The 22499-nt window shown below is 70.6% G+C and carries 23 protein-coding genes and 2 pseudogenes; 13 read left to right on the plus strand and 12 right to left on the minus strand.

The annotated features are described in order from the left end of the window. Positions 1-6: 6 nt before the first annotated feature. The gene (locus ACIQ1J_RS22370; protein ID WP_403559107.1) at positions 7-474 is read right to left on the minus strand and encodes a MarR family transcriptional regulator; all 468 of its coding nucleotides are present in this window, start codon (positions 472-474) and stop codon (positions 7-9) included. Positions 475-659: 185 nt separating this feature from the next. Here ACIQ1J_RS22370 and ACIQ1J_RS22375 point away from each other — a divergent pair, with 185 nt between their 5' ends. After that, entirely contained in the window at positions 660-1205 is a 546-nt protein-coding gene (locus ACIQ1J_RS22375; RefSeq protein WP_403559110.1) for a GNAT family N-acetyltransferase, read from the plus strand. Positions 1206-1243: 38 nt separating this feature from the next. Continuing rightward, a pseudogene (locus tag ACIQ1J_RS22380) lies at positions 1244-1606 on the plus strand (peptidase S15); the annotation flags it as partial. Between the two features lie 164 nt (positions 1607-1770). Here ACIQ1J_RS22380 and ACIQ1J_RS22385 read toward each other — a convergent pair. Continuing rightward, a complete protein-coding gene (locus ACIQ1J_RS22385; protein ID WP_403559113.1) occupies positions 1771-2199 on the minus strand; it encodes a VOC family protein in 429 nt (142 codons plus the stop codon). A 185-nt stretch (positions 2200-2384) separates the two neighbouring features. Between ACIQ1J_RS22385 and ACIQ1J_RS22390 the strand changes: the two genes are divergently transcribed. The 6 genes and pseudogenes from ACIQ1J_RS22390 to ACIQ1J_RS22415 all read left to right on the plus strand — a co-directional run bounded on the left by ACIQ1J_RS22390 (position 2385) and on the right by ACIQ1J_RS22415 (position 7093). Further along, positions 2385-3575: an NAD(P)/FAD-dependent oxidoreductase gene (locus ACIQ1J_RS22390; protein WP_403559116.1), complete on the plus strand. Its 1191-nt coding sequence runs from the start codon at positions 2385-2387 to the stop codon at positions 3573-3575. A 10-nt stretch (positions 3576-3585) separates the two neighbouring features. After that, on the plus strand, positions 3586-4524 hold the full coding sequence (locus ACIQ1J_RS22395) for a sigma-70 family RNA polymerase sigma factor (RefSeq protein WP_403559119.1): 939 nt from the start codon (positions 3586-3588) through the stop codon (positions 4522-4524). A 35-nt stretch (positions 4525-4559) separates the two neighbouring features. Beyond that, positions 4560-5243: pseudogene (locus ACIQ1J_RS22400) on the plus strand (helix-turn-helix transcriptional regulator); the annotation flags it as partial. Between the two features lie 73 nt (positions 5244-5316). Then, positions 5317-6294 carry a zinc-binding dehydrogenase gene (locus ACIQ1J_RS22405; RefSeq protein WP_403559121.1) on the plus strand — a complete coding sequence of 326 codons (978 nt, stop codon included), beginning with the start codon at positions 5317-5319 and terminating at the stop codon, positions 6292-6294. A 107-nt stretch (positions 6295-6401) separates the two neighbouring features. After that, entirely contained in the window at positions 6402-6782 is a 381-nt protein-coding gene (locus tag ACIQ1J_RS22410) for a VOC family protein (RefSeq protein WP_210961949.1), read from the plus strand. Between the two features lie 164 nt (positions 6783-6946). Then, entirely contained in the window at positions 6947-7093 is a 147-nt protein-coding gene (locus ACIQ1J_RS22415; RefSeq protein WP_403559125.1) for a hypothetical protein, read from the plus strand. Between the two features lie 143 nt (positions 7094-7236). Here ACIQ1J_RS22415 and ACIQ1J_RS22420 read toward each other — a convergent pair whose 3' ends face one another. Then, on the minus strand, positions 7237-7434 hold the full coding sequence (locus tag ACIQ1J_RS22420; RefSeq protein ID WP_403559128.1) for a hypothetical protein: 198 nt from the start codon (positions 7432-7434) through the stop codon (positions 7237-7239). 225 nt (positions 7435-7659) lie between these two features. On the opposite strand from ACIQ1J_RS22420, the gene ACIQ1J_RS22425 reads away from it, so the two are divergent. After that, positions 7660-8313 (plus strand): YceI family protein, encoded by a 654-nt coding sequence (locus ACIQ1J_RS22425; RefSeq protein ID WP_403559131.1) that lies wholly within the window; start codon positions 7660-7662, stop codon positions 8311-8313. Here the strand turns inward: ACIQ1J_RS22425 and ACIQ1J_RS22430 are convergent. From ACIQ1J_RS22430 to ACIQ1J_RS22445, 4 genes are all read right to left on the minus strand, one after another. Further along, entirely contained in the window at positions 8308-9843 is a 1536-nt protein-coding gene (locus tag ACIQ1J_RS22430) for a ricin-type beta-trefoil lectin domain protein (protein ID WP_403559133.1), read from the minus strand. The genes ACIQ1J_RS22425 and ACIQ1J_RS22430 overlap by 6 nt on opposite strands. A 140-nt stretch (positions 9844-9983) precedes the next feature. Then, positions 9984-11387: a cellulase family glycosylhydrolase gene (locus ACIQ1J_RS22435; RefSeq protein WP_403559135.1), complete on the minus strand. Its 1404-nt coding sequence runs from the start codon at positions 11385-11387 to the stop codon at positions 9984-9986. A 106-nt stretch (positions 11388-11493) separates the two neighbouring features. After that, on the minus strand, positions 11494-13053 hold the full coding sequence (locus ACIQ1J_RS22440; RefSeq protein ID WP_403559137.1) for an APC family permease: 1560 nt from the start codon (positions 13051-13053) through the stop codon (positions 11494-11496). A gap of 195 nt (positions 13054-13248) precedes the next feature. After that, positions 13249-13707, minus strand: coding sequence for a hypothetical protein (locus ACIQ1J_RS22445; protein WP_403559139.1), 459 nt, complete (start codon positions 13705-13707; stop codon positions 13249-13251). Between ACIQ1J_RS22445 and ACIQ1J_RS22450 the strand changes: the two genes are divergently transcribed. After that, positions 13688-13861: a response regulator transcription factor gene (locus ACIQ1J_RS22450; protein WP_403559141.1), complete on the plus strand. Its 174-nt coding sequence runs from the start codon at positions 13688-13690 to the stop codon at positions 13859-13861. The two genes, ACIQ1J_RS22445 and ACIQ1J_RS22450, sit on opposite strands and share 20 nt — an antisense overlap. A 41-nt stretch (positions 13862-13902) precedes the next feature. Here ACIQ1J_RS22450 and ACIQ1J_RS22455 read toward each other — a convergent pair whose 3' ends face one another. After that, complete coding sequence (locus ACIQ1J_RS22455) at positions 13903-14529, minus strand: NADPH-dependent F420 reductase (RefSeq protein WP_403559143.1); 627 nt, start codon at positions 14527-14529, stop codon at positions 13903-13905. A 196-nt stretch (positions 14530-14725) separates the two neighbouring features. On the opposite strand from ACIQ1J_RS22455, the gene ACIQ1J_RS22460 reads away from it, so the two are divergent. Next, a complete protein-coding gene (locus ACIQ1J_RS22460) occupies positions 14726-15223 on the plus strand; it encodes an ATPase (RefSeq protein WP_210961955.1) in 498 nt (165 codons plus the stop codon). Beyond that, entirely contained in the window at positions 15220-15555 is a 336-nt protein-coding gene (locus ACIQ1J_RS22465; protein ID WP_403559145.1) for an ArsR/SmtB family transcription factor, read from the plus strand. The genes ACIQ1J_RS22460 and ACIQ1J_RS22465 overlap by 4 nt, the downstream gene beginning before the upstream one ends. A 36-nt stretch (positions 15556-15591) precedes the next feature. On the opposite strand, the gene ACIQ1J_RS22470 is transcribed toward ACIQ1J_RS22465, so the two are convergent. From ACIQ1J_RS22470 to ACIQ1J_RS22480, 3 genes are all read right to left on the minus strand, one after another. Further along, positions 15592-15924 carry a putative quinol monooxygenase gene (locus ACIQ1J_RS22470; RefSeq protein ID WP_403559147.1) on the minus strand — a complete coding sequence of 111 codons (333 nt, stop codon included), beginning with the start codon at positions 15922-15924 and terminating at the stop codon, positions 15592-15594. Between the two features lie 119 nt (positions 15925-16043). Then, complete coding sequence (locus ACIQ1J_RS22475) at positions 16044-16835, minus strand: VOC family protein (RefSeq protein WP_403559150.1); 792 nt, start codon at positions 16833-16835, stop codon at positions 16044-16046. Positions 16836-16955: 120 nt separating this feature from the next. Beyond that, a complete protein-coding gene (locus tag ACIQ1J_RS22480; RefSeq protein ID WP_403559153.1) occupies positions 16956-17924 on the minus strand; it encodes a DUF3500 domain-containing protein in 969 nt (322 codons plus the stop codon). A 407-nt stretch (positions 17925-18331) separates the two neighbouring features. Here ACIQ1J_RS22480 and ACIQ1J_RS22485 point away from each other — a divergent pair, with 407 nt between their 5' ends. Further along, on the plus strand, positions 18332-20992 hold the full coding sequence (locus ACIQ1J_RS22485) for a hypothetical protein (protein ID WP_403559156.1): 2661 nt from the start codon (positions 18332-18334) through the stop codon (positions 20990-20992). Positions 20993-20996: 4 nt separating this feature from the next. Here the strand turns inward: ACIQ1J_RS22485 and ACIQ1J_RS22490 are convergent, their stop codons facing one another. Further along, the gene (locus ACIQ1J_RS22490) at positions 20997-22364 is read right to left on the minus strand and encodes an APC family permease (RefSeq protein ID WP_403559159.1); all 1368 of its coding nucleotides are present in this window, start codon (positions 22362-22364) and stop codon (positions 20997-20999) included. Positions 22365-22499 lie beyond the last annotated feature (135 nt).

Consider the following 22499-nt stretch of genomic DNA (forward strand, 5'->3'; position numbering starts at 1 on the left):
GCGCTGTCAGGTGACCGTCCCGCCCGCGTCGCGGATCAGTCGCCGGGGCGCTTTCAGCGTGATGACGTAGTCCGCGTCGTCGATGCCCTCATGGAGGGCGGCGCGGATCGCCGGCGTGTCGCGCGCCAGGTCGAGGCGGGCTCTCTCCCCCTCCTCGGTGAGCCATGGACGGTGCCCGGCGTCCCGGGCCGGCCAGCCGCGTTCCAGGAGCACCCCGGCCTCCGCCGCCAGATCGTCCTCGGGACGGACGCAGGAGGTAATGGCCTCCCGCAGCTCGGGCAGGGTCATTCCCTCGCCGTCGGGGGAGATGTCGTTCGCCGGCGGATTGCGCAGCAGCCAGGACTGGGGCTGGGTGCAGCCCTTCTCGACCAGCTGGGCCTGGGTGTACGCGATGAGCGCCCGGTAGGCGACACCGGTCCAGTACGCGGCGGGCTGTCCGGCGAGTTCGGCGTCGGAGATCTGCCGGGTGGCCATGGGGTGTTGCTCCTGCATTTCGGTGCTGAGCCTGCGCGCTCCGCGGGTCATGCGGAGAGACGTCTGGCCTCAAGTGCGGTCGAGGGCAAGCGAGTGATCTTCCGGAGGCCGTCGGCGCGGAGGCCGGAAGCCGACCGGTCCGCGAGCATTGATCGCTTCCGGGCCTGATGGATAGGTTGGCCGGCATGGCTGACCCGAGACCCATCGCCTGGCCGCCTGCCCCGATCAAGACCGAGCGGCTCGTACTCCGCGAGTCGGAGGCCCGGGACCGTGCGGCGGTCATCGAGCTGAACGCCTCGCCCGAGGTGGGCACCTACCTCGGTGGCCCTCGACCGCGCGCCGCGCTCGAACGCACGGTGCCCGAGGTGCCCGGACGGCGCTCCGGCTTCTTCGTGGTCGAACTCGCCGGGGCGCCGATCGGCACCATACAACTCGATCCGCACGACCCCGAGCGTCCGGCCGGGCGACGGAAGGCCGGGGAGACCGAGCTCGGCTACTTGTTCCTGCCCAAGGCGTGGGGACGCGGGTACGCCACCGAGGCGTGCACAGCCGCACTTGACTGGTTCGCCGGCGCGCTGCCCGGTGAACCGGTCGTGCTTTACACCCAGACGGCCAACGCCCGCTCGATGCGCCTCGCGGCGAAGCTGGGGTTCACCGAGCTGGAGCGGTTCGAGGCGTACGGTGCCGAGCAGTGGTTCGGCGTGTGGTCTTCGGACACGCCGCCCGCTTGAGCTCGTGCACGACAATCGACACCACGACAATCGACGCCACGACGGTGACACCGCCGGAGGAACGGTGGGACGTCAAGCGGGACCTGGTCGGCTACCACTCCGAGCTGGACACGGTGAAGGACCGGGGCACGGGCCGCTTCGAGGACATCGGCCTGGACGTCGGCCGGCGCGCGCACGAACGCTACGCCTCGGTCGGCGACGACTTCACGTCCGTCAGCGGCGAGTCCACGTGGACCATGGGCTTCCGGCGCGAGGACTGGGACGTACGGGTGGTCACTCATACCCGTCTCACCTGTGACGCAGGCCGGTTCTCCGTCGACGCCACACTGGACGGGTACGAAGGCGGCCGACGGGTGTTCTCGCGCACCTGGAACGAGACGGTGCCCCGCGATCTGCTCTAGTGTTCCGGTCCGAGCCGATCGGATCGGATCCGAGCCGAGCCGAGCCGAGCCGGAGCCTCACCGTCAGGTCCTCGTCGTCCGGCGGCGGCACGCGGCGGGGCGTGCCGGCGTCGCGGAGGGAACCCGGGTGACCAGGCGGCGATCTCCGCTCCGGGCCGGGATGCTCAGTCGAGACAGAACTCGTTGCCCTCGATGTCCCGCATCACGATGCACGAGTCGTTGCCGTCGTACAGAAGCCGTACGCGTACCGCGCCGAGCGGAATCAGGCGTGCGCACTCGGCTTCGAGTGCGGCGAGGCGCTCCTCGCCCACGAGCCCGGTGCCGACCCGCACGTCGAGGTGCACCCGGTTCTTGACGACCTTCCCTTCGGGAACGCGCTGGAAGAACAGTCGCGGGCCCGCACCGGAAGGGTCGCCGCATGCGAACCACGAGCCCCGTTCTTCACGCGGCCGTGAGCCATCGAAGTCGTCCCACGTGGCGAACCCCTTCGGCGGCGGCGATACGACGTACCCCAACACCTCGCACCAAAAGCGCGCGAGGCGCTCGGGTTCTGTGCAGTCGAAGGTGACCTGGAACTGCTTGATCGATGACATCGGCGCACCCTAGCAGGGGGTTTGGCTGCTCAGCTCCCGGCATCGAGAGGCCCAGGCGCGGCCGAGCGCCTGTCCAAGGCTCAGTCGCCCGCGCCAGGCCGGTGACCCGCGTCACACCCGCCTCCTGTCAGCAATCGGGACGCCATCTCGTTCAAGGGGCACGCGAACGAGACAGGAGCAACGCCATGAAGCACCGCATCGTCGTACTGGGAGCCGGATACGCCGGGGCCTTCGCGGCCGGGAACCTGGCCCGCCGGCTCTCCCCCGCCGACACCGAGATCACCGTCGTCAACGCCGTGCCCGTCTTCGTCGAGCGGATGCGGCTCCACCAGGTCGCGAGCGGCCAGGACGTCGCGTTCCGCGAGCTCGCCGACGTGTTCGCGGGCACCGGGGTGCGGCTGCGTCTGGCGCGCGTCACCGGCGTCGACCCGGAGCGCAGGACCGTCGCCGTGACCGGCGAGGACGGGCACGGCGAGCTCACGTACGACACGCTTCTCTACGCCCTCGGCAGCTCCGTCGCCCACCACGGCGTCCCGGGGGCGGCCGAGTACGCCTTCGATGTGACCGGCCGGTCCTCGGCGCTGCGGCTGCGCGAGCGCCTGGCCGGCCTGGGCAAGGGCGGCACCGTGCTGGTCGTCGGTGAGGGGCTGACCGGCATCGAGACCGCCACCGAGCTGGCCGAGTCCGGGCCCGACCTCTCGGTCGCGCTCGCCGCCGGCGGCGAGCTGGGCGCCTGGCTCTCGCCGGGAGCCCGCCGTCACCTGCGCCGGGCGTTCGACCGGCTCGGCATCACCGTCCACGAACACACCCACATCGAAGCAGTCGAGCCGACACGGACGATCACCGCCGGCGGCACCTCCGTCCCGGCCGACGTGACCGTGTGGTCGGCCGGGTTCGCCGTGCACCCCATCGCGGCCGCCAGCGGTCTGGAGGTCGCCCAGACAGGCCAGATCGTCGTCGACCGCACCATGCGCTCGGTCTCGCACCCGGACGTCTACGCCGCCGGCGACTGCGCCTACGCGATCGGCGACAACGGCCGGCCGCTGCCGATGTCCTGTGCCTCGGCCGGCTTCACCAACATGCAGGCGACCGCCGCGATCATCGCGCGCCTGACGGGCGGCGAGGTCCCGACCACCGGGCTGAAGTACCACGGCAACCACATCAGCCTCGGGCGACGGGACGCGATCTTCCAGATGGTGGACGGGGACGTCCGGTCGAAGTCCTGGTACCTCGGCGGCCGGACCGCCTCGCGATTCAAGTCAGGGGTGCTCAAGGGGGCCGGGTGGGGCATCGCCCACCCGACCTTCGGCATGCCCAGGCGCAAGCGTCGCCTGGTCGCCACGCCTGAGCGGTCCGGTGCGCCGGGCGCCGCATAGGCTGTCGCGCATGGACAGTGCAGCCGTCGATCGTTTCGCGGCCAGCCGGTCCCGGCTGGCCTCGCTCGCGTACCGGCTGCTCGGCTCGGCCGCCGACGCCGAGGACGCCGTGCAGGACACGTTCCTGCGCTGGCAGGCCGCGGATCACGAACGGGTGGAGGTGCCGGAAGCGTGGCTGACCAAGGTCGTCACCAATCTCTGCATCGACCGGCTCCGCTCGGCGCAGGCGCGTCACGAGCGGGCGGCCGGTGCCTGGCTGCCCGAGCCGCTCCTCGATGGCGACCCGATGCTCGACCCGGCCGACACCTTCGAGCAGCGCGAATCGGTGGCCTTGGCGGTACTGACCCTCATGGAGCGGCTCTCGCCGGTCGAGCGGGCCGTCTACGTCCTGCGTGAGGCCTTCTCGTACAGTCACGCCGAGATCGCCGGGATCCTCGACATCACCGAGTCCGCGAGCCAGCAACACGTTCACCGGGCCCGGGGCCGGGTCACCGCCGAGCGGCGCCGCGGCGGCGAGGCCGACCCCGCGTCGGCCCGCCGGGTCGTCGAGGAGTTCCTCGCCGCCGCCACGTCAGGGCGCACGGAACGACTGGTGGCGCTGCTCACCGACGACGTGACGGCGGTCTCGGACGGCGCCGGACTGGCCAGGCGGCTGCTGAGGTACAGGACGCGCGAGCGCGTCGCCTCCTACGTACGGGCCGGCTTCAAGCCCACTCCGGCGAAGCGGCGGCTGGCCGGCGGTTCGCCGGCGATGCATATCGCGTGGATCAACGGCGCCCCGGCCGTCCTGGCCGTGATCGAGGACCGGGTGGTGGGCGCCGTCGCGTTCGAAGTGCGCGAGGGCAAGGTCGCGTCCCTGCACGGCGTCGCCGCCGCGGACCGGCTCGCGCGCCTCAGCGAATCCTGGCGGCAGCACGGATCCGGCGCGCCGGTCATCGAGGCGTGGTGACCCCGGGCCGGAGTGGGCGGGAGGGCCGCCTAGAGCTCGCGTCGGCCATGCGCAAGGTGGCCGACGCGCTGCCCGAAAGCCATCGGGACACCGCGAGCGACGCCGCCCGGCGACTGCTCGTCGACCCGGAGACCGACCTGCTCTCACGCCGCCTTCCCGCCGAGGAGCTGCCCGACCCCACGATGGTCGAGGTCCGGCGCGCGGTACTCGTCGGCCACAAGCTGCGCATCCACTACGCGGCCACGGACCAGGCCCCGCGGTGGCGCACCGTGGACCCGATCGGCCTGGTCACCGTGCGCGGCCGGGGCTACTTGCTGGCCACAAGAGCTGGCACGGACCGCACCTACCGCCTGTCGCGGATGTCGGCCGCCGAGGAACTCCCAGAACCGGCGGAGCGACCGAACCAGGTCGATCTGGACCGGATCTGGCGGGACCGCTGCGCGCAGTTCCTGTCCGACGGCGACCAAGTCAGCGTGCTGGTACGGGTGAACCCGCCGCGTCGGGAGGAACTGGTCAGCACCGCGCTGGCCGTCCGTGCCGAGGAACCCGACGCAGACGGCTGGCTGCGGCTGGAGGTGACCTACCAGGACGCACGCCACGCCGAGTGGGCGCTGTGGCAGCTCACCAGGGACGCGGAAGCGCTGTCCCCGCAGTGGTTGCGCGCCTCCCTGCGCGACCGCGCGGCCGCGATGGTCCGCTGTTACGGAGTGTCGTGCTGATGAGGCTTGACCTCAAGTCAGGTCGAGGTCGCAGACTGGGAGTTCCGCTGCAGAACTACTGGAAGGAACGGCCATGCGCGCCGTCGTGCTGCACGAGTTCGGACCCGCTGACAACCTTCGCTACGAGACGATGCCCGATCCGGTTCCGGGCGCCGGCGAGGTCCTCGTCTCGGTGAGGGCCGCGGGAGTCCATCAGATCGAGACGGCGCTGCGCGAAGGGCTACAGATCGGTCCGCCGCCTCCCCGGCTTCCGGCGGTCTTCGGGGGCGAGGTGGCCGGCGTCGTCGAGTCGGTCGGGCCGGACGTGGATACGGCCTGGATCGGCGCCAGGGTGGTGACCTCTCACGGCAGGCCGGGCGGCTACGCCGAACTGGCCGCCGCCGACGTCGCGTCCCTGCACCGGATCCCGGCCGGACTGGGCTACGAGGCGGCCGTCACGATGGTCGTCACCGGCACCACCGCCATCGGCCTGCTCGACATCGCGGAGCTCACCTCCGACGACGTCGTTCTGGTCACGTCCGCCGCCGGTGGAATCGGCCGCCTGGTCGTCCAGTTCGCCGTCCGCCTCGGCGCCACGGTGATCGGCGCGGCGGGTGGTCCGGCCAAGACGGCGGCCGTGCGGGAGCTGGGAGCCGATGTCGCGGTCGACTACAACCTGCCGGACTGGGCGGACACGGTCCGCGACACCCTGGGCCCGCGCGGTGTCACGGTCGTCCTGGACGGTGTCGAGGGCGACAAAGGACGGGCCGCCTTCGGACTGCTGGCCGAAGGCGGGCGCCACCTCAGCATCGGTGCGGCCTCCCGGGAGGAGTTCCGCCCGGGCGAGGCGGAGATGAAGGAGCGCGGCGTACGCTTCACCGACGCGCTGGCCCTGCTGTTGGAGGGCCAGGACGCGCCGGCCAACGAGACTCGCGCACTCGCGGCGGCCGCCGACGGGAGTCTGGTGCCCGCCTTCCAGACCTTCCCGCTGTCCCAGGCCGCAGCGGCGCACGCCGCCCTGGAGGCGCGGGAAACGACAGGCAAGGTCGTTCTCGTCCCCGACACTCGATGACGAGTACTTCGTCCGGTACGGTCGCGGCATCGTTGTGGCTGCTGGGTGCCAGGGGGTTCGTGTCTGGCCTCCCCTGCCTTCCCCAGAACTGAGAGCAGGTTTCGTCAATGGCGTGTCGTATCAGTGAGCTTGTGCTCGGTTGCCGCGACCCCGAGGTGCTGGCGCGGTTCTGGTGCGAGGTCCTGGACTTCGTCGTGCTCGATCGCGAGGACGACGGCACGCTGGAGATCGGGCCGCGCGAAGGGTTCGGCGGCCCGCAGCCGACCATCATCCTCAGTCGCAGGGAAGAGCCGGAGAAGGGGAAGTCCCGGCTGCACATCGACGTCAACGCCACCGACCGCGATCAGGACGCCGAGCTGGAACGGCTTCTCGGGCTGGGTGCCCGCCCGGCCGACATCGGCCAGACGGGGCAGGAGCAGTGGCACGTCCTGACCGACCCCGAAGGCAACGAGTTCTGCCTGCTCAAAGCCCGCCTCAATCCGCTCTGAGGCTCGTCGGGCGGCTTCCGCCGACGCACCGCCGCGCCGTCGCCGTGCCGGACTCGTTCCGGCTCCGCGCCCTCCTACGGGTGCAGTTCCAGGCTGATGTGCGGGGACAGCGCGCGGAGGAAGTCCGCCGCGTCGAAGGCCTCGCCCGCGGAGACGACCCCGACGTGCAGCACCGGGCCTGGCAGGAGGCCGCCCTGGCTGCGCAGGCGGCGATCGCCGATCACGCCACGGTCAGCGGCCAGTCGGCGGAAGCCGTCGAGAGCGAGGTCAAGCGCACCGTCCGGCGGACGGAGGAGGACCCCGCCGAGTAGCCGGTCGCGGGGTGAGCGCGGCGACCGTCGGGCCGTGGCCGAACGCCGGCAGTCCGGGCCGGACGCCACGGGCCGGCGGCGGCGTCATACCCTGAGCGGAAGGACACTGTCTGCGTCTTCCAGTACGCCTCCGTGCCGCGCTCCTACTTGTACGAGTCCCGCGGAGTGCGGCGCGGCATGTGGACGGTCGGCTCGTACCGCGACCTGCTCGGCGGAGAGGCTTCCACGGGCGCCACAGCCGCGTCCAGATCTACCGGTGGCTCACCGGTGACCGTGCGGGCGTGCAGCGTCCCGGGCGCGGTGGGCGCGACACCGCGCGCGAGGCTGGCGGAGAGGGGCATCGCTGGTCTCCTCGGTTCCCGGCGTACGGCGTACCGACCAGTGTCCGTCGCCTCCGCGGGACCCTTCCCGAGCCGGGCCACCACTGCGACGCGAGCACATTATGTGGGTCCTGTGCAGCTTCGCAGTCGACCCCATGGAACCCGGACGAGGCGGCCCATCTCGCTGGGCGGTGCCCGGCGACGCCGTGATAGCACGGAGTACCAGATGGGAAAGGGCTCACGATCATGGGTATCTTCAGCCGTCGCCAGACCGCCGTCATCGAACGGAACCCGGCTGACGACACCGGCGTCTCAGGCGCGGAGGCCGCGGCCCGGAGCGTCGCGCTCGACCCCGCGCTTCGCGCGCTGACCGGGCAGTGGACCATCGACCGACCGCACAGTCGCATCGGGTTCTCCGTACGGCACGCGATGGTCACGACGGTGCGAGGGGCTTTCGCCGACTACGACAGCACGTTGTACTTCGACGGAGCCCGGCCCTCCGAGTCGCGGGCCGACCTCGTCATCCGGGTCGCCAGTGTCGACACGGGCGTGGAACAACGGGACGCGCACCTCATCGGCCGCGACTTCTTCGACGTGGGCCGGTACCCGGAGATGGTCTTCCGCAGCACCTCCACCGTCCACGAGGGCGGTGAGACCTTCCGGATGACCGGGGACCTGACGATCCGCGACGTCACCCGGCCCGTCGACCTGCAACTCGACTACCTCGGCTCGGTCCTGGATCCGTTCGGCGCCGAGCGGGCCGGCTTCGACGGCACCACCACCATCGACCGTACGGAGTGGGGCCTGGTCTACAACCAGCGCCTGAAGGCGGGCGGCACCATGGTGAGCGAGAAGGTCCGGCTGCAGTTCGACATCTCCGCGGTCCGGTCGACGTCATAGGGCCGTGAAGTGCTGGTTCTCCGAGCCGTCGCAGTTCTGGATCCGCAGCGGCTCCCTCGGGCCGGCCAGGGTGAGGCAGAGCCCTCGCGCGGACGTCGGCCGGATGGTGGCCCCGTCACGGACGAACTTCTGATGCGCCCCGCCGTGGCAGTTCCACAGGACCAGGCCCGTGCCGGCCGGATACCTGGTGTCGGGGACGTCCAAACAGCGGTCCTGGGTCAGCTCGGTATGGATGGTGCCCCGAGCCGGGTCGTACCACCAGCCCTGGTTGCGGCCACCGTGGCACTCCCAGCCGAGGACGCTGGTTCCGTTGGCGCTCTCGGCGGCGTCGGCGTCCACGCAGGTGCCGGTCGCCCGGTTCGTCAGCGGTCGGTAGGCCGTGTCCCAGGCGTACGGGAAGAGGACCGGCTTGCCGGAGGAGTCGACGTCCGCGCAGCTCGCCTCGTCCGCACCCGAGGCGTACAGCTGCGTGAGGCAGGAGGCGAAGGCGGCATGGCCGCGCTTGTTGGGATGGAAGGACTGGCGGAGGGAGTTCTCGTCCGGCATTCCGGGCTTGGAGAGGTCGATGTAGGCGCCCCGGGCCCAGGTGTCCTCCATGCAGACCTCGTGGCCGTGGAAGAGCCGTGAGTTGTCGAGGTAGGTCGCACCCGTGTCGGCCGCGGCCTCGCGCATTCCGCGTTCGAAGGCGGGGACCGCGCTGTCGCGGCCCCAGACGGTGTCGGAGTCGTAGCCCAGGCCTCCGCAGGCGAGTTTGCCGGCGAAGGCCGGGTTGTCGCGGAAGTCGGGGCCGATGGGGCTGGGGTAGCCCATGAGGACGAGTTCGTAGTCGCCGTCGGCATAGCCGGCGTCCCTCATCACGCTCTTCAGGTCGCGCACGGTCTGCTCGACCTTGGGCACGAGAGCGTCGACGCGGTCCTGCCAGCCGGGGGCGTACTTGGATTCGCAGGGGCCCTGGAGGAGCAGGTAGCGCGTGACGCAGTCGGTCATGACGGGGCCGAACTGGAGGTCGTCGTTGGCTCCGGCGACCAGCAGCACCATCTTGACGCGGGTGTTGCGCGCCTTGATCGCGAGACTGTCGCTCTGCACGAGTTCGTCGGCGTACTGCCTGGCGCCGCCGATGCGGATGTTCCCGGTGTACGCGCCGGAGCACGACACGTCGAGCGTGAGGTCGGCGGGGATCCCGGTGCGGTGGATGGCGGCGTCCGGCGAGCGGTGGCACCAGTTGTCGGGGCCGTTGGTACCGGGTTCGTAGGTGCCGGTCCCCTCGCCCGAGATCTCGCTGTCGCCGAGTGAGATCAGGCTGGTCCTGCGGTCGCCGAGAGGTCGTTCCGCCGGATTTCCGTAGAGCTTGGTGGCCTCTGCGGCGCGGATGGCCTCCAGTTCGGAGGAGAGCGGTACGGAGGAGACGGACTCGGCGGGGCCGGGCCGGGCGGCCTGCGCGGGGGCGGCGGCGGTGATGGATCCGCATGCCACCGCCACCGCGGCGGCGGCCGCCGTCAGCCAGTGGTGTCTGTGCCGTTCGTCCTTCACTGCACCTCCTGGTGGGTTCGGGTGTTACCAGGGGTTGTACTGGCCGGTAGGCGGCGTGGGAATGCTTGAAACAAGACAACTGCTCAACTTTTGTGTCCCGCCTCCGGCTCGCCGGCCTCCGTCCGCGGTTCGCCCGCGGGTCATCGTGGCGTGCGCGGAGTCACGACGACGGTGACATGCGCGCCGGGCCGCGCCCGCACGCGCGCGATCGCCGCGCGGTCCCCCGCCAGCACGGGCGTCGCCGTGCGGGCGCCGGTCAGCCCGATGCGCCAGCCGCCCGCCCGGGGCGGCACGGAGATCTCGGTGGCACCGCGCCCGGCCCGGTACGACAGCCGGAAGACTCCGCTGCCCGGCTCGTAGACCTCGGCGGTGACCCGGCCGGCGACCGCGGGGGCGTACGGCGCCGCGGTTTGCTCCTTGTTGGTCCGGAAACGTCCCTCCGCGTCGACGGCGCAGTACCCGCCGCCGTAGCACCACACGTAGCCCGCCCAGCCTGAGCTGTAGCCGTTCAGGGACGACAGGGCGTCACGGTAGAAGCGCCCCATGTTCGGCAGGGAGTTGTTGAGCGGACCCCACTCCCCCACCACGACGGGAACGCGGTACCGGCGCGGATAGACGGTCACCGCGGACTCGTACGCCTCGATCCAGCCGGCCGAAGGGTCGTAGTCGGCGCCCGCCTCCATCGCCGTGTTGTAGAAGTGGGGCGCGTAGACGGCCTTGGGGTCGTCGATCCGGCCCAGCCCGGTGCGGACGCCCTCCCCCACGATCGGGGTCGGTTCGAAGAAGATCCAGGAGTCGTCGTCGACGGAACGCACGGCGTCGGCGAGGCGGTTGTACAGGGGGGTGAGCTGATCGCGCTCTATGCGCCGGGCCGCCGTCGGCAGGTCCTCGCCCTGCCCGATCTCGCCCATGGGTTCGTTGATCAGGTCGTAGCCGAGGACGGCAGGATGGTCCCCGAGGCGTCCGGCCAGCACCCGCCACATGCCCGCCTGCGCGCGCCGCAGGTCCGGGTCCTCGTAGAGGTGGGTGAAGGCACGCTGCACGGCCGGTTCGAAGTACTCGGCGAACCAGTCGTCGGGGTGCGGCCGGAAGGGCAGCCCGTCGGTCCTCGTCGCCCATTCGGGGATGCCGCGGTGTCCGAACGCGGGCCCGAAGACGTCCTGGTGCGCGTCGAGCAGGACGTGGACGCGGTGCTTGTGCGCCCAGTCCAGGACGCGCTCGATCCTGCGGAGGTACCTCTCGCTGTACCGGCCCCGCTCGGGTTCGAGGTCGTCCCAGAAGACCAGCAGCCGCGCGAAGTTGAAACCCCGGGCCCGCAGGTCCCGGAAGTGCCGCTCGCCGATCGCGGACAGAGCGGCCTCGCCGCGGTGGGTCTTGTCCTCGACGTTCCAGCCGCGCAGGGTCAGGACGCGGCCCCGGTCGTCCGTGAGCCGGGGTATGCCGAGGGGCGGGTCCCGGTGGTCCTGGACGGAGGCCTTCGCGTGAGCGGCTCCGGTGGACAGCAGGACGACGCAGACGAGCGCGGCGCACAGACGGCGGTACATGGGACCTCCGGCACGGTCGGTCGACAGTGCCGCAGATCACATCAGGAAAGCTGAGGATTGTTCAAGAGTGTGGGTGCCGAAGTCCGCCACGGGCCGCCTCGGCGTCTCAGTCCTCCGCGATCAGGGCGGGAGTCGACCGGGTGAGCACCTCGCCGCGGAAGAAGGCGGGGCTGCGCCGGCACATCACGCACATGATCACCACACCGAGTGCGAGCAGCCCCACGCCGATCACGAAGACGGATCCGACCCCGAGGACGGACGATCCGCTGCCGTAGGCGGGGTCCCACATGTCGGCCAGCGTCTTGCCGAAGACGGCCGCGAGCAGGCCGCCGCCGACGACCGGGAAGAGCCCCTTGAACATCAGGTCGCGCCCGGACCTCAGCAGGTCGGCGCGGAAGTACCAGGCGCAGGCGAAGGCCGTCAGCGCGTAGTAGAAGCAGATCATCAGGCCGAGCGCGTAGATCGTGTCGACCAGTACGTGCTCACTGACCAGTGTCATCACCGTGTAGAAGACGCCCGTGGCGATGCCCGCGGTGACCGTGGCACGGCCCGGGGTGCGAAAGCGCGGGTGGACCCGGGCGTAGGAGGCCGGCAGTGCCTCGTACGTCGACATGGCCAGGACCGTGCGGGCGACGGGGATGAACGTCGTCTGCAGGCTCGCCGCCGCCGACGCGAGGACCGCGACGAACAGCAGGACGCCGAGGCCCGGGCCCATCACAGGGCCGGCGAGCGCGGCGAAGACGTTGTCCGACGTGTCGGGGTTGGCGAGTCCGAGGCCCTGGTCACCGGAGCCCACGGCCATCTGCGCGGCGACGCCCGTGGCCAGGTAGGAACCGACGAGCACGATCATGGCGACGAGCGCCGCCCGGCCCGGCGTACGGCTGCTGCCGCTGGTCTCCTCGTTGGCCGTCAGACAGGCGTCCCAGCCCCAGTACATGAAGATGGACAGCGAGAGGCCCGCCGTGAAGGCGGCGAACGACTGGACGGCGAACGGGTTGAGCCACGACCAGGAGAAGTCGGTGGAGGTGGGGAGACCAGCGCTTCCGGCCTTCGAGAAGGCCATCGCCACGAACACGGCCAGCACCAGGAGTTGCAGCGCCACCAAGGCGTACTGCAGGCCCTTGGTCGCCGTCATCCCGCGATAACTGATCACCGTGGCGACCGCGATGAGCGCGAGGCAGGTCACGATGTGCACGAACTTGTTGCCGTCCACTTCGGCCACCGCGGCACTCCCGGTGATCTCTCCGGCGAGCAACCAGAAGTACGAGGTCGCCACGCCGGCCAGGTTCGACAGCACGATGATCGTGGCGATCACCAGGCCCCAGCCACACATCCATCCCAGGCGCGGACCGAACGCCTGCACCGTCCAGGTGAACGACGTGCCGCAGTCGGGCATCGCCTTGTTCAGCTCGCGGTAGGCGAAGGCGACGAGCAGCATCGGCAGGAAGCCGGCGAGGAACACCGCCGGCATCTGCAGCCCTACCTCGCCGGCGGTCGAGCCGAGCGTGGAGGTGAGGCAGTAGACCGGGGCCACGGTGGAAACGCCGATGACGGCACTGCCCATCAGGCCTACGGAGTTCCCGTTGAGGCCCTTGGCGCGCATACCTTCGGCGGAGGCACCGTCACCCGGCTCGGGGGCCTCCAGCCGCACGTCCAGCTGAGTCATGAACAAGACGTTAAGTCCTGCGGTTTCCGTGGTGGCCGCTACGTGACTCGGCTCGCCGCCACCCACTTCACCATGGGATTGAAGGCAACTTGGTAGGTATGCCTGCACAGCAGAGGACATTGGCCGGTGTCACTCTCACCTCCCAAAGGGCGGGCGGTGACTGTCCGATATTCGGTTATCGCAGAAGAGGCCGATTCATGCGGTTCGGACACGCCACGTGACCTGCGTCACACTTCCGGAACCAGTGGAGGGGCGGGCCTTCTCACAGGAGCCCACGCGGGCGGGAGCGGCCCGTCGCGGCGGACCGCCTGCTGGAACTCCGTGGCCCCCGGGCTGGGCGGCCACCACGCGGCCGGGGTCCTCGGGGTACGGCGATAGGGGCAGGGAGCGGAAGTCGATGCCGTCGTGGTCGATGCCGTTCAGGCTGCGCGCCGGCGCCGTCAGGGCCCGCAAGGAGCCGAGGTCCTTGTCGGTCGTCAGGGCCGAGGTGGCGGTGTCGGCGACCCGGTACAGGCGGACGGGGTCGCTCGGCAGCCGGCCGGACCGGAGCTGTTCGGTCAGGGCCGCGAGGAACTTCCGCAGGAGCCGTATGCGGCCCGGATCGCCGCCGTCTCCGATGCCGTGCGAACTCCAGGTGCCGGCCGAACTGACCACCGGCCGCACCAACCGTGCGATCGCCGAGCGGCTCCACGTCGCGCCCCGCACCGTGGGGACCCACATCGAGCACATCCTCGCCAAGCTCGACCTGCCCAACCGCGCGGCCGCCGCCGCCATAGCCGCCGCCTGGGGCGTCGGACCCTCCCGCTGAGTCACCTCCGCCGGCGATCCCGGGGCCGTGTGCCAACAGTCCTAGGCGGGGGAACGGGTGACCACGTTGATGTTGAACGTGTGGGCCCCCAGGACACCGGCGATGCCCATGAAGAGCAGGGCGAAGTGCTCCTGTCCACGTGCGGTGTCGATGCCCCCGAGGTCCAGTTGGGACGACGCGGGCCAGCCGAGGTCGGTGAGCAGTCGGCCGGCGGTCCGCTTGGCTTCGGCGTCGTCGCCGGAGAGGAAGACGGTGCTCGGGCCGGTGAGACCGTCCGGGGCGGTCATCACGGTGGAGTCCATGGTGCACAACGTCTTGACGACGGGAGTCGAGGGGAAGGCCTCCTGAATCTGTTCCCCGAGACTGCCGTTGGGGTGGGAGAGCTCGCTGAAGTCGTCGGAGAGGCCGACCCCGACATCGATCAGCAGTGTGCCCGCCAAGGCCGGTGCCCCAATGGAGTGCAGCAGGTCCACGGAGACGGTCCCCGGAGTGGCGTTGACGAGCACCTCCGCGTGGGCGGCTGTTTCGTTCAGGCCCGCTACGGGCAGACCGAGGTCCGTCCTGTCCCCGGGCCGGCGCGAACCGAGGAGCACATCGTGTCCTGCGGCGCTCCAGCCGTGGGCCAGTGCTCGGGCGACGTTGCCGGTACCAAGTAGTCCTATACGCATGGTCAGACGCTAGCCGTTGCCGGCGGGGCGGCGAATCGGGCCGCGGTCCCTGGTGGACCGGCACCAAGGACCTAGTTCTGTGGTCGCTTCTCCCTACCGGTTCCGTCATCGACGAGTTAGGTGCAACCATTCGGTTGCACTGGATGGCGAGAAGTGCAACCATTGAGTTGCAGCGAGAGAAGCGAGGGAGAGAACCATGAACGACACCACCCACACGGGCGCGGAGCTCGACGAGCTCGACCGGATCGCCCGGCAGATCGACATCGACGCCCCGGCCGACCGGGTATGGGAACTGGTAGTACGGCCCGGCTGGTACATCAATGACGGCGCGGTCGAGGACGAGCAGGACCTGAGCCACGAGGGCGACGTGGCCGTGGTGCGCCATCCTTCGCTGGGCGAGTTCCGGTTCCGGACGATGGAGCTGGACAAGCCGCGCTACGCGGCGTTCCGCTGGATCGGAACCCCGTCCCGGGACGAGTCGACGCCCTCGACCCTGGTCGAGTTCTGGATCGACGAGCGGGACGGCGGCGGGGTGACCCTGCGCGTGGTGGAGAGTGGGTTCTCCACCCTCGCCGACGATCCGGCGGCGTGGCTGAAGGAGCGCGAGGGCAACGACAAGGGCTGGCTCACCGAGCTGGCGGCCGCGAAGGCGTTCGTCGAGAAGAGCGCGCCGGCCCCGACGGGGCACTCGTGACCGCCCCCGCCCTTCCCGACGTGTGTGCCGCGCTCGGCGACGCGACGCGCTGGGAGATCCTCACCCGGCTCGGCCAGGGCCCCATGTCGGCTTCCGCGCTTGCCAGGATCCTGCCGGTGAGCCGGCAGGCGATCGGCAAGCACCTGGAGGTCCTGCGCGAGGTCGGATTGGTCCAGTCCGAGCAGCGCGGGCGTGAGGTCGTGTACGTCGCCGTCGGGGCCCGACTCGGCGCGCTCGCCCACGAGCTCGATCGGATGGGCCGCTCCTGGGAGACCCGTCTGTCGCGGATCAAGGACCTGGCGGAGCGTCCCCGACCGGACGTCGCGGGCTGACGACCTTCCGGGCCGGACGGGACCGGACCGAGCGTCTCACGCGTCTCCCGGGACCGCCATCTCCCCGAGCAGGGACCAGTCCTCCTGCGGGACCGTGACGTTGACGATCCGGGGCGTTTCCACCAGGTGTGGCGGCAACGTCCTCCGGGCCTCGGCGAAGTGGCCGGAACCGACGTGCGCGGCACCGGCCTCTTCGTCCCGGAACGCTTCGAGCAGCACGTACTCGGTCGGGTCGTCGACGCTGCGGGACCAGTCGAACCACAGGCACCCGGGTTCGCCGCGGGTCGCCTCGGTGAAGGCGCGGGTGATGTCGGGCCAGGCCTCGGCGTGCTCGGGCCGGACGCGGAACCTGGCGGTGATGAAGATCATGGGTGGGCCTCTCGGGCTTTCGGGGTGGCCGTTCCGACGGTCGGGGGATCATTGTCGCGCGTACCCGAACGCGCGTGAGCCACCGCCGGGCCGGCGCAGCGGACCGGCGAGTGGTCCGGTCACTCCCGGGCCGGGGTGAGCACCACGAAGTCCGCGTTCGACGGATCCACGCACACGGCCAGCCGGCCGACGCCCTCCGCGTCCTCGGGGCCCATCTGCACCCTGCCGCCGTTCTCGGTGACCGCGGCCACCGCGGCGTCGCAGTCGCCGACGGCGAAGACCGGGTGCCAGTACGGTCGGCCGTTGGCCAGGGCGAGATCCTGTTCGCGGACCTGCATGAGGCCGCCGTGCATGCGCTCCTCGGGAAGGCCGGCCGGAGTGATGAGGGAGTACGTGCCCCCTCCGCCCGGCAGCGCCATGTCACCGAACCGCCAGCCGAAGACACCGCCGTAGAACTCCTTGGCCGCCGCCGCGTCGCTCGTGTACAGCTCGGTCCAGCACAGTGAGCCGGGCTGGTCCACCAGCTCGACGCCCTTGTTCTTCCCCGGCTGCCATACGGCGAACTGACCGCCCGAAGGGTCGCTGTACTGGGCCATCCGGCCCCAGTCGTCGAGGTCCATCGGCGCCACCCGCACCGTGCCGCCCGCGCTCCGCACGGTCTGGGTCGTGGCGTCCGCGTCACTGACGCGGTAATAGATCATCCAGGCGGGGCGCGCGCCCTCTTCGGTGAGCTTGCCGAGCCCGGCGACGATCTTGCCGTCCTTGCGGAACATGCCCCCTTCCATGTCCTCTCCCATGGACTCGTAGTCCCAGCCGAACACGGCGCCGTAGAAGGCCGCGGCACCGCGGACGTCGGGGGTCCCGAGGTCGAGCCAGCAGGGAGAGCCGGGGACGAAGTCGTTGGTGATCACGGCGATACCCTTTCGCAGGTCCTGTGTGGGCCCAGCGTGACACCCCGCGCTGACACACGCCCGTCGTGCTGGTCCGGTCCGCGCGGGCTCCGATAACCTGCACTCCCCTTACTCGTGCTGTTACCTGTGCTGCTCCGTGTAGTGCGCGCGCAGCAGGTCGGCGCCCCAGTCGTGGCGGACATGCCGCCGGACCGAATGGGCGTGATTGCCGTCGTCCTGGGTGTTGTCGTACTCGATGAGCAGGTCCGGGGTTCGGACGCAGTAGTAGTGCCGGTCCCCGGGAGCGCGGCCACCGGCCCAGGCGAAGGAGAGGGCGTCCAGTCCACGCGCCACCGTGTCGGACCAGCACTCCCGCGCGTACTCCGCGGGCGCGCGGCCGAGGTAGCGGCGCACCAGGCGCTCGAGCAGCCGCCGCTGGCCGGGCGTCATGGCGGCGTACGGCAGGCCGGCCGGCAGCAGGTCCGGACCGGCGAACGGGTCGGCGCGGGTCAGGATGTCGTCCGGCGGCGCGGCGGCGAAGACCGCCCTCGCCCGTCGGCCGACGTCCAGGTCCGTGACCAGGTCCCGGGCCAGATCCTCCTCCGGCCCCAGCAGCCGGCGCCCGGCCTGCGGACCGTCCGTGATGCGCGCCGGCTCCGCGCCGATGGAGTGCGGCGTCACCCGGATCCCGGCCGCCGTGATCAGTACGTGTACGGCGAGGTGGTGGCCGTTCATCCGCCAGCCCCAGGGGCCGTCACCGTCCGGGTCGCCCAGCAGTCGCACCCAGTAGCGGTCGGCCCCCGTGGCGCCGACCATGGCGCGGCGGTGCCGCTCCACCTCGATCGCCCCGCGCGCCAACGCCGCGCCCGGCGCACTGTGCGCCGCGGCCGGCAGCGCATCGACGGCGTCGCGCTGCCGGCGGCCGAGACCCTCGGTGGGCAGACCGGGGCGCGGGCCCGGCAGATAGGTCCACTCCCGCAGTTCGGGCGCGTCCGGCCTGGCGGACCCCGCACGCAGCTCGCGCACCTGCTCCGGCTCCAGCACGGAGAGCAGCGCACGCACCGCCTCCCGCACCTGCGCGGCCGCCGCTTCCGATCGATGCCCGTCCACCGTTTCTCCTCCCCGTCGGCCCTCGACGCGGCGCGTTTTCGGGGCGATGCCACACCTTGCGATACATGGTCCGCCACCCGGCCCCGGCGGAACACCGGATTCCCGGGTTCGCCGACCCCGGCCGCCCGCCGAACGAGCGCTCCGGTCCGCATCGGCCAACACACGGGAAGCCTCCCGCACCCGGAGGGCCACCGTCACTCGTGCACCTTGCACGTTCTGGCGCAAATGGCGCATCGGACGTGACGGACGCGGGTAGCCTGCCAGATATGCCAGAGACGGGGCCCCCTTTCACCGGCGCATCCGAACTGCTCTCCACCATCGGCGAGTTGGCTCAGCGACCCCGGTTTCTGGCCAGGACATCGGACGACGAAGTCCGAGGCGAACGGCCACTGCCTCTGGTGTGTCTCGTGCGCGACCGAGGTACGGACGTTTTCCTCTCCACACTCAATGAGCGGCTGGAGGCGTCCGACCACCGGTCCTCGGTGCCCCACGCCTATATCGACGCCCACTCGGTGGACGACTCGGTGACGGACCGCTGGCAGGACGTCCAGGATCGGTCGCTTCCGCTGATTCCGCTGCTCGACGAGTTGAGGACCAAACTCGCCGGAGACCGCTTCGGCCCCGGGCGTCCCTTCCGCTTCGACTACTACCGGCTGGCCGACTGGCTGACCGGGCAGCGGCTGTCGCCCACACCGGGACGCCACGAGCAACAACTCGCCGACCTGCTGCGCCATTGGAGTGGCCGGGCGCACCGGTCGGACCCCGGCGCTCTCACCACCTCCACGGCCGCCGCCCCCTCGGCCTTCAGCCTCATCGGATCCACCCTGTATCTGCTCGTGGAGGCCGGCCGCCGTATGGGGCTGCGCTGGCTGGGGCGGCGCAGCCCCGGCCTGGGACGGGAGGCACGCTGGTTCATGCGGCGACAGCCGTTCATGGTGCCCCGCCACTCGACCAGCTTCCGTGGTTTCGCCGAGCGGCTCACGGAACGCGGCCGGGAAGCGGAGAGCCCCGAGCAGGTCAAGAAGCTGCTGGTGCACGCCTTCCTGGAAGATCTGCGCCGGGCGTACCGCCGTCGACGCTGGATCGTCTTCCCCAAGCGCTCCGGATGGCGCCGTACGACCTACACGACCGTCCTGCTCGACAACATCACCGACGGCAACGGCGGCTGGGAACTGCTGCGGCTCATCAGCGAGGTCCGCAACGAGACCGGAGAACTCGACCCCCTTCTCGTCGTCGCGGCAACCGACGAACGCCCGGCCGCGCTCGCGGCAGGGGACTCCGGCACTCTCTGGAGCCCCCAGGATGCCCCTGCCGCGCTGACGGCGTGGCTGGACAACCTGCCCAGCAGACGGCAACGCCTGGTGGAGAACGCCCGTTACCCGTGGATCGCGCTGCCGCCCTCGCGAGTGAGCCGGCCCGACGGCCGGGAAGCCCGGACGAGAGCAGGGGCCTTCCGTCCGCCCTCGCCCCCCTTGCTGGCCCGACGGGGCATCGGCGAGACCCTGCTGACGATCGCCATGGTCCTGGTACTGCTTCCAGTGACCCGGAACGTCATCGACTCGTGGGCCGCCGAGTGCGTCTACTTCCGTTCCGGCTTCCACGACGGCGTATCGGTCAAGACCGTCGAGATCGGCCCGGGCGACCGCCAGTGCATCGGCTACAGCGACGACGCCGTGCAGATCTTCGGCAGCAACAAGCGCCTGCGCTGGGCCCAGCAGGCCATCTTCGCGCAGAACGAGGTGGCGACGAAGCTGCACCGCCAGCAGCCCGGCCGCCCCTATCTCAGCATCGTGCACTTCGTAGGCCTGACCCACCGGGAGGCCGCGCCCGACACCGATCACGCCGCCGCGGAGGAACTCGAAGGGCTCCTCCTGCGCCAGCGGGCACAGAACGTCAAGTCCAAGACGCAGCCGTTACTGCGCGTCATCGTGGCGAACGGCGGGGACGGTATGCGCAAGGCGCCCGAGGTGGCGCGTGACATGCTCCGACCGCTCTTCGACGAGGATCCCTCGGTGGTCGCTGTCGTCGGGCTGGACCGCACGGTCAGGGAGACCGAGCAGGCGATCACCGAGATCGGCCTCGCCGGTGTTCCGGCCGTCGGTACCACTCTGACCGGTTCGGGGCTGGGCGACAGATCGGCGCTGTACTTCCAGATGGTCCCGGACAACACGGCGCAGGCCCAGCTGATCGCCGGCTACGCACAGCTGCTCGGGGCGCGGAAAGTCACTCTGTACCACCCGGAGAAGACGGACAGTTACATCGACACCCTGGCCGAGGCAGCCGGCGCGGCACTGGACGAGCGGAACGTGCCTGTGGCAGAGGCGACATGGGATGAATCAGCCGGCGAGGTCGCTTCCCTGTGCGTGGACGGCGTCGACCGGAGCGAGGAGATCGTCTACTACATAGGGCGCGAGGACGACTTCGGGGACTTCATCCGGTCCGCGACCAACGGCTGTACCAGTCAGCGGAAGCTGCCCCTCATCGTCGCCGCAGACGCGGTCTCCCGGTTCGTCGCGCAGGGGGAGAATCGTAAGCAGAGTGCGCTGGCGAACCGGTCGATGTCGTACGTCGGGATGGGCGGCCTCGTCACGCTGGCGGGTGCGTCGTGCTCACAAGAGGGGCGTCCCGCGCCCCTGATGGGAACCGGGACGCCCTTGGACGCGTTCTGCGCGGGCTACGGAAAACTCCGCACGGAACTCGGGAAGGCGCTGCCCGACAAGGAGTCACCGCAGACGCCGTGGCCGGCCGAACGAACCGGCACGGCCTATGACGTTGCTGGACTGCTCGTCGAGGCCACTTCCACACTGCACCAGCAGTTGGACACGAAGACGAAGGGAGCGGGGCCGCACCGGGCGGCGATCGCCCAGGAGCTGCGGGAGAACACCTACCAGGGCGCGACCGGGAAGATCGACTTTCGGGCCTCACGCATCGGGAACGAGCGCAACCTCGCGATCCTGCGGATCGCCAACATCCACGACATGGGCTCCGCACCCACCTGCCTGTACATGAAGGGCGACCTGTTCGACGCGCAGCAGCAGCGCGCCCCGGGCACCGGTTGCCCCGAGTAGTGGCTCAGCCCTCGCCGCGTGCCTTCATCACCGCCCTGTTCAACACCCACAGCCCGATGCCGATGACCAGCAGCACGCCCGCCCGGATGTAGACGTGCGCGGGCCGGTCGGACAGAGGGCCGGCCAGAATGAGGGAGGTGACCGCGCCCAGCACCGGCAGAGCGGTCGGCGTACGGAAGTGCTTGTGCTCGACGCGGTCGCGGCGCAGGACCAGTACGGTGATGTTGACGACGGCGAAGACGCACAGGAGCAGGAAGGCCGTGGTGTCGCCGAGGCCCGCGATCTCCCCGGTGGAGACCAGTCCGATGGCGAGTACGGAGACGAAGACGATCCCGACGACCGGCGTACGTCGCCGGGGAAGAACGCGGCCCAGAGCGCGCGGCAGGATGCGTTCGTTCGCCATGCCGTAGCAGAGCCGGGAGGCCATCATGATGTTGATCAGTGCCGAGTTCGTGACCGCGAACAGGGCGATCAGCGCGAACAGCTTCGGCGGGAAGTCCAGCCCGCCTGCCTTGACGACCTCCAGCAGCGGGCCGCTGGAACCCTCCAGCACGCGGTAGTCGACGAGCAGCGAGGAGACCAGGGCGACCAGGACGTAGATGGTCCCCGTGACGGCGACGCCGATGAAGATGGCGCGCGGGAACGTACGCACCGGATCCTGGGTCTCCTCCGCCATGTTGACGGAGTCCTCGAAGCCCACAAAGGCGAAGAAGCCGAGGGCCGTCGCCCCCAGCACGCTGGTGACCAGCGCGTAGCCGGTGCCCCCGGCCTGGAACTCGCCGAGCCGAGAGGGGTCGCCGTCACCGGTGAGGACCGCCCAGGCGCCGACGGCGAGGATGACGAACAGGCCGGTCAACTCGACCAGGGTGAGGACCACGTTCGTCTTCACCGACTCGGACACGCCGCGCAGGTTGAGGGCCGCGAGGGCGAGGATGAAGAGGATCGCGATGAGCGTGGGCGGGAAGAAGTCCGTGAACTCGGCGAGGTAGTCGCCGCTGAAGGCGCGCGCCGCCGCGCTCGCCGAGGACAGGCCCGAACACATGACCATGAAGGCGACGATGAAGGTGAGGAACGGTACCTGGAACGCCTTCTGGGTGTACAGCGCCGCCCCGGCCGCCTTCGGATACTTGCCGACGAGTTCGACGTACGAGGCCGCTGTCAGGACCGCCACGACGAACCCGATGACGAACGGCAGCCACAGCGCTCCGCCGACCTTGCCCGCGACCTGACCGGTGGTCGCGTAGATGCCGGTACCGAGGATGTCGCCGATCACGAAGAGGATCAGCAGTTTGGGACCGATGGCCCGCCGCAGGGGAGTGTCGTCGCCCGCCCCCTCCGGCGAAGCAGTGGTGTCTCGTCCGCCTGTGGTCACGGAGGCTCCCCCCTGAAGTGCCCGGTACTGAACAACGTCTCCCCTGCCCGGAGGGCCGGTGGATCATGCCCGGGCATGCGGCGATCGGCAGCACGTCGACGGGACCGACGCCGCAGACTTGCCGCATGCCGAGGC

It is taken from the genome of Streptomyces sp. NPDC097107 (assembly GCF_044762405.1).
Classification (GTDB): domain Bacteria; phylum Actinomycetota; class Actinomycetes; order Streptomycetales; family Streptomycetaceae; genus Streptomyces; species Streptomyces thinghirensis.

Coding starts and splice junctions, on each gene's coding strand:
- ACIQ1J_RS22370 (WP_403559107.1), bottom strand. CDS start 474: ATGGCCACCCGGCAGATCTCCGACGCCGAACTCGCCGGACAGCCCGCC.
- ACIQ1J_RS22375 (WP_403559110.1), top strand. CDS start 660: ATGGCTGACCCGAGACCCATCGCCTGGCCGCCTGCCCCGATCAAGACC.
- ACIQ1J_RS22385 (WP_403559113.1), bottom strand. CDS start 2,199: ATGTCATCGATCAAGCAGTTCCAGGTCACCTTCGACTGCACAGAACCC.
- ACIQ1J_RS22390 (WP_403559116.1), top strand. CDS start 2,385: ATGAAGCACCGCATCGTCGTACTGGGAGCCGGATACGCCGGGGCCTTC.
- ACIQ1J_RS22395 (WP_403559119.1), top strand. CDS start 3,586: ATGGACAGTGCAGCCGTCGATCGTTTCGCGGCCAGCCGGTCCCGGCTG.
- ACIQ1J_RS22405 (WP_403559121.1), top strand. CDS start 5,317: ATGCGCGCCGTCGTGCTGCACGAGTTCGGACCCGCTGACAACCTTCGC.
- ACIQ1J_RS22410 (WP_210961949.1), top strand. CDS start 6,402: ATGGCGTGTCGTATCAGTGAGCTTGTGCTCGGTTGCCGCGACCCCGAG.
- ACIQ1J_RS22420 (WP_403559128.1), bottom strand. CDS start 7,434: ATGCCCCTCTCCGCCAGCCTCGCGCGCGGTGTCGCGCCCACCGCGCCC.
- ACIQ1J_RS22425 (WP_403559131.1), top strand. CDS start 7,660: ATGGGTATCTTCAGCCGTCGCCAGACCGCCGTCATCGAACGGAACCCG.
- ACIQ1J_RS22435 (WP_403559135.1), bottom strand. CDS start 11,387: ATGTACCGCCGTCTGTGCGCCGCGCTCGTCTGCGTCGTCCTGCTGTCC.
- ACIQ1J_RS22440 (WP_403559137.1), bottom strand. CDS start 13,053: ATGACTCAGCTGGACGTGCGGCTGGAGGCCCCCGAGCCGGGTGACGGT.
- ACIQ1J_RS22455 (WP_403559143.1), bottom strand. CDS start 14,529: ATGCGTATAGGACTACTTGGTACCGGCAACGTCGCCCGAGCACTGGCC.
- ACIQ1J_RS22460 (WP_210961955.1), top strand. CDS start 14,726: ATGAACGACACCACCCACACGGGCGCGGAGCTCGACGAGCTCGACCGG.
- ACIQ1J_RS22470 (WP_403559147.1), bottom strand. CDS start 15,924: ATGATCTTCATCACCGCCAGGTTCCGCGTCCGGCCCGAGCACGCCGAG.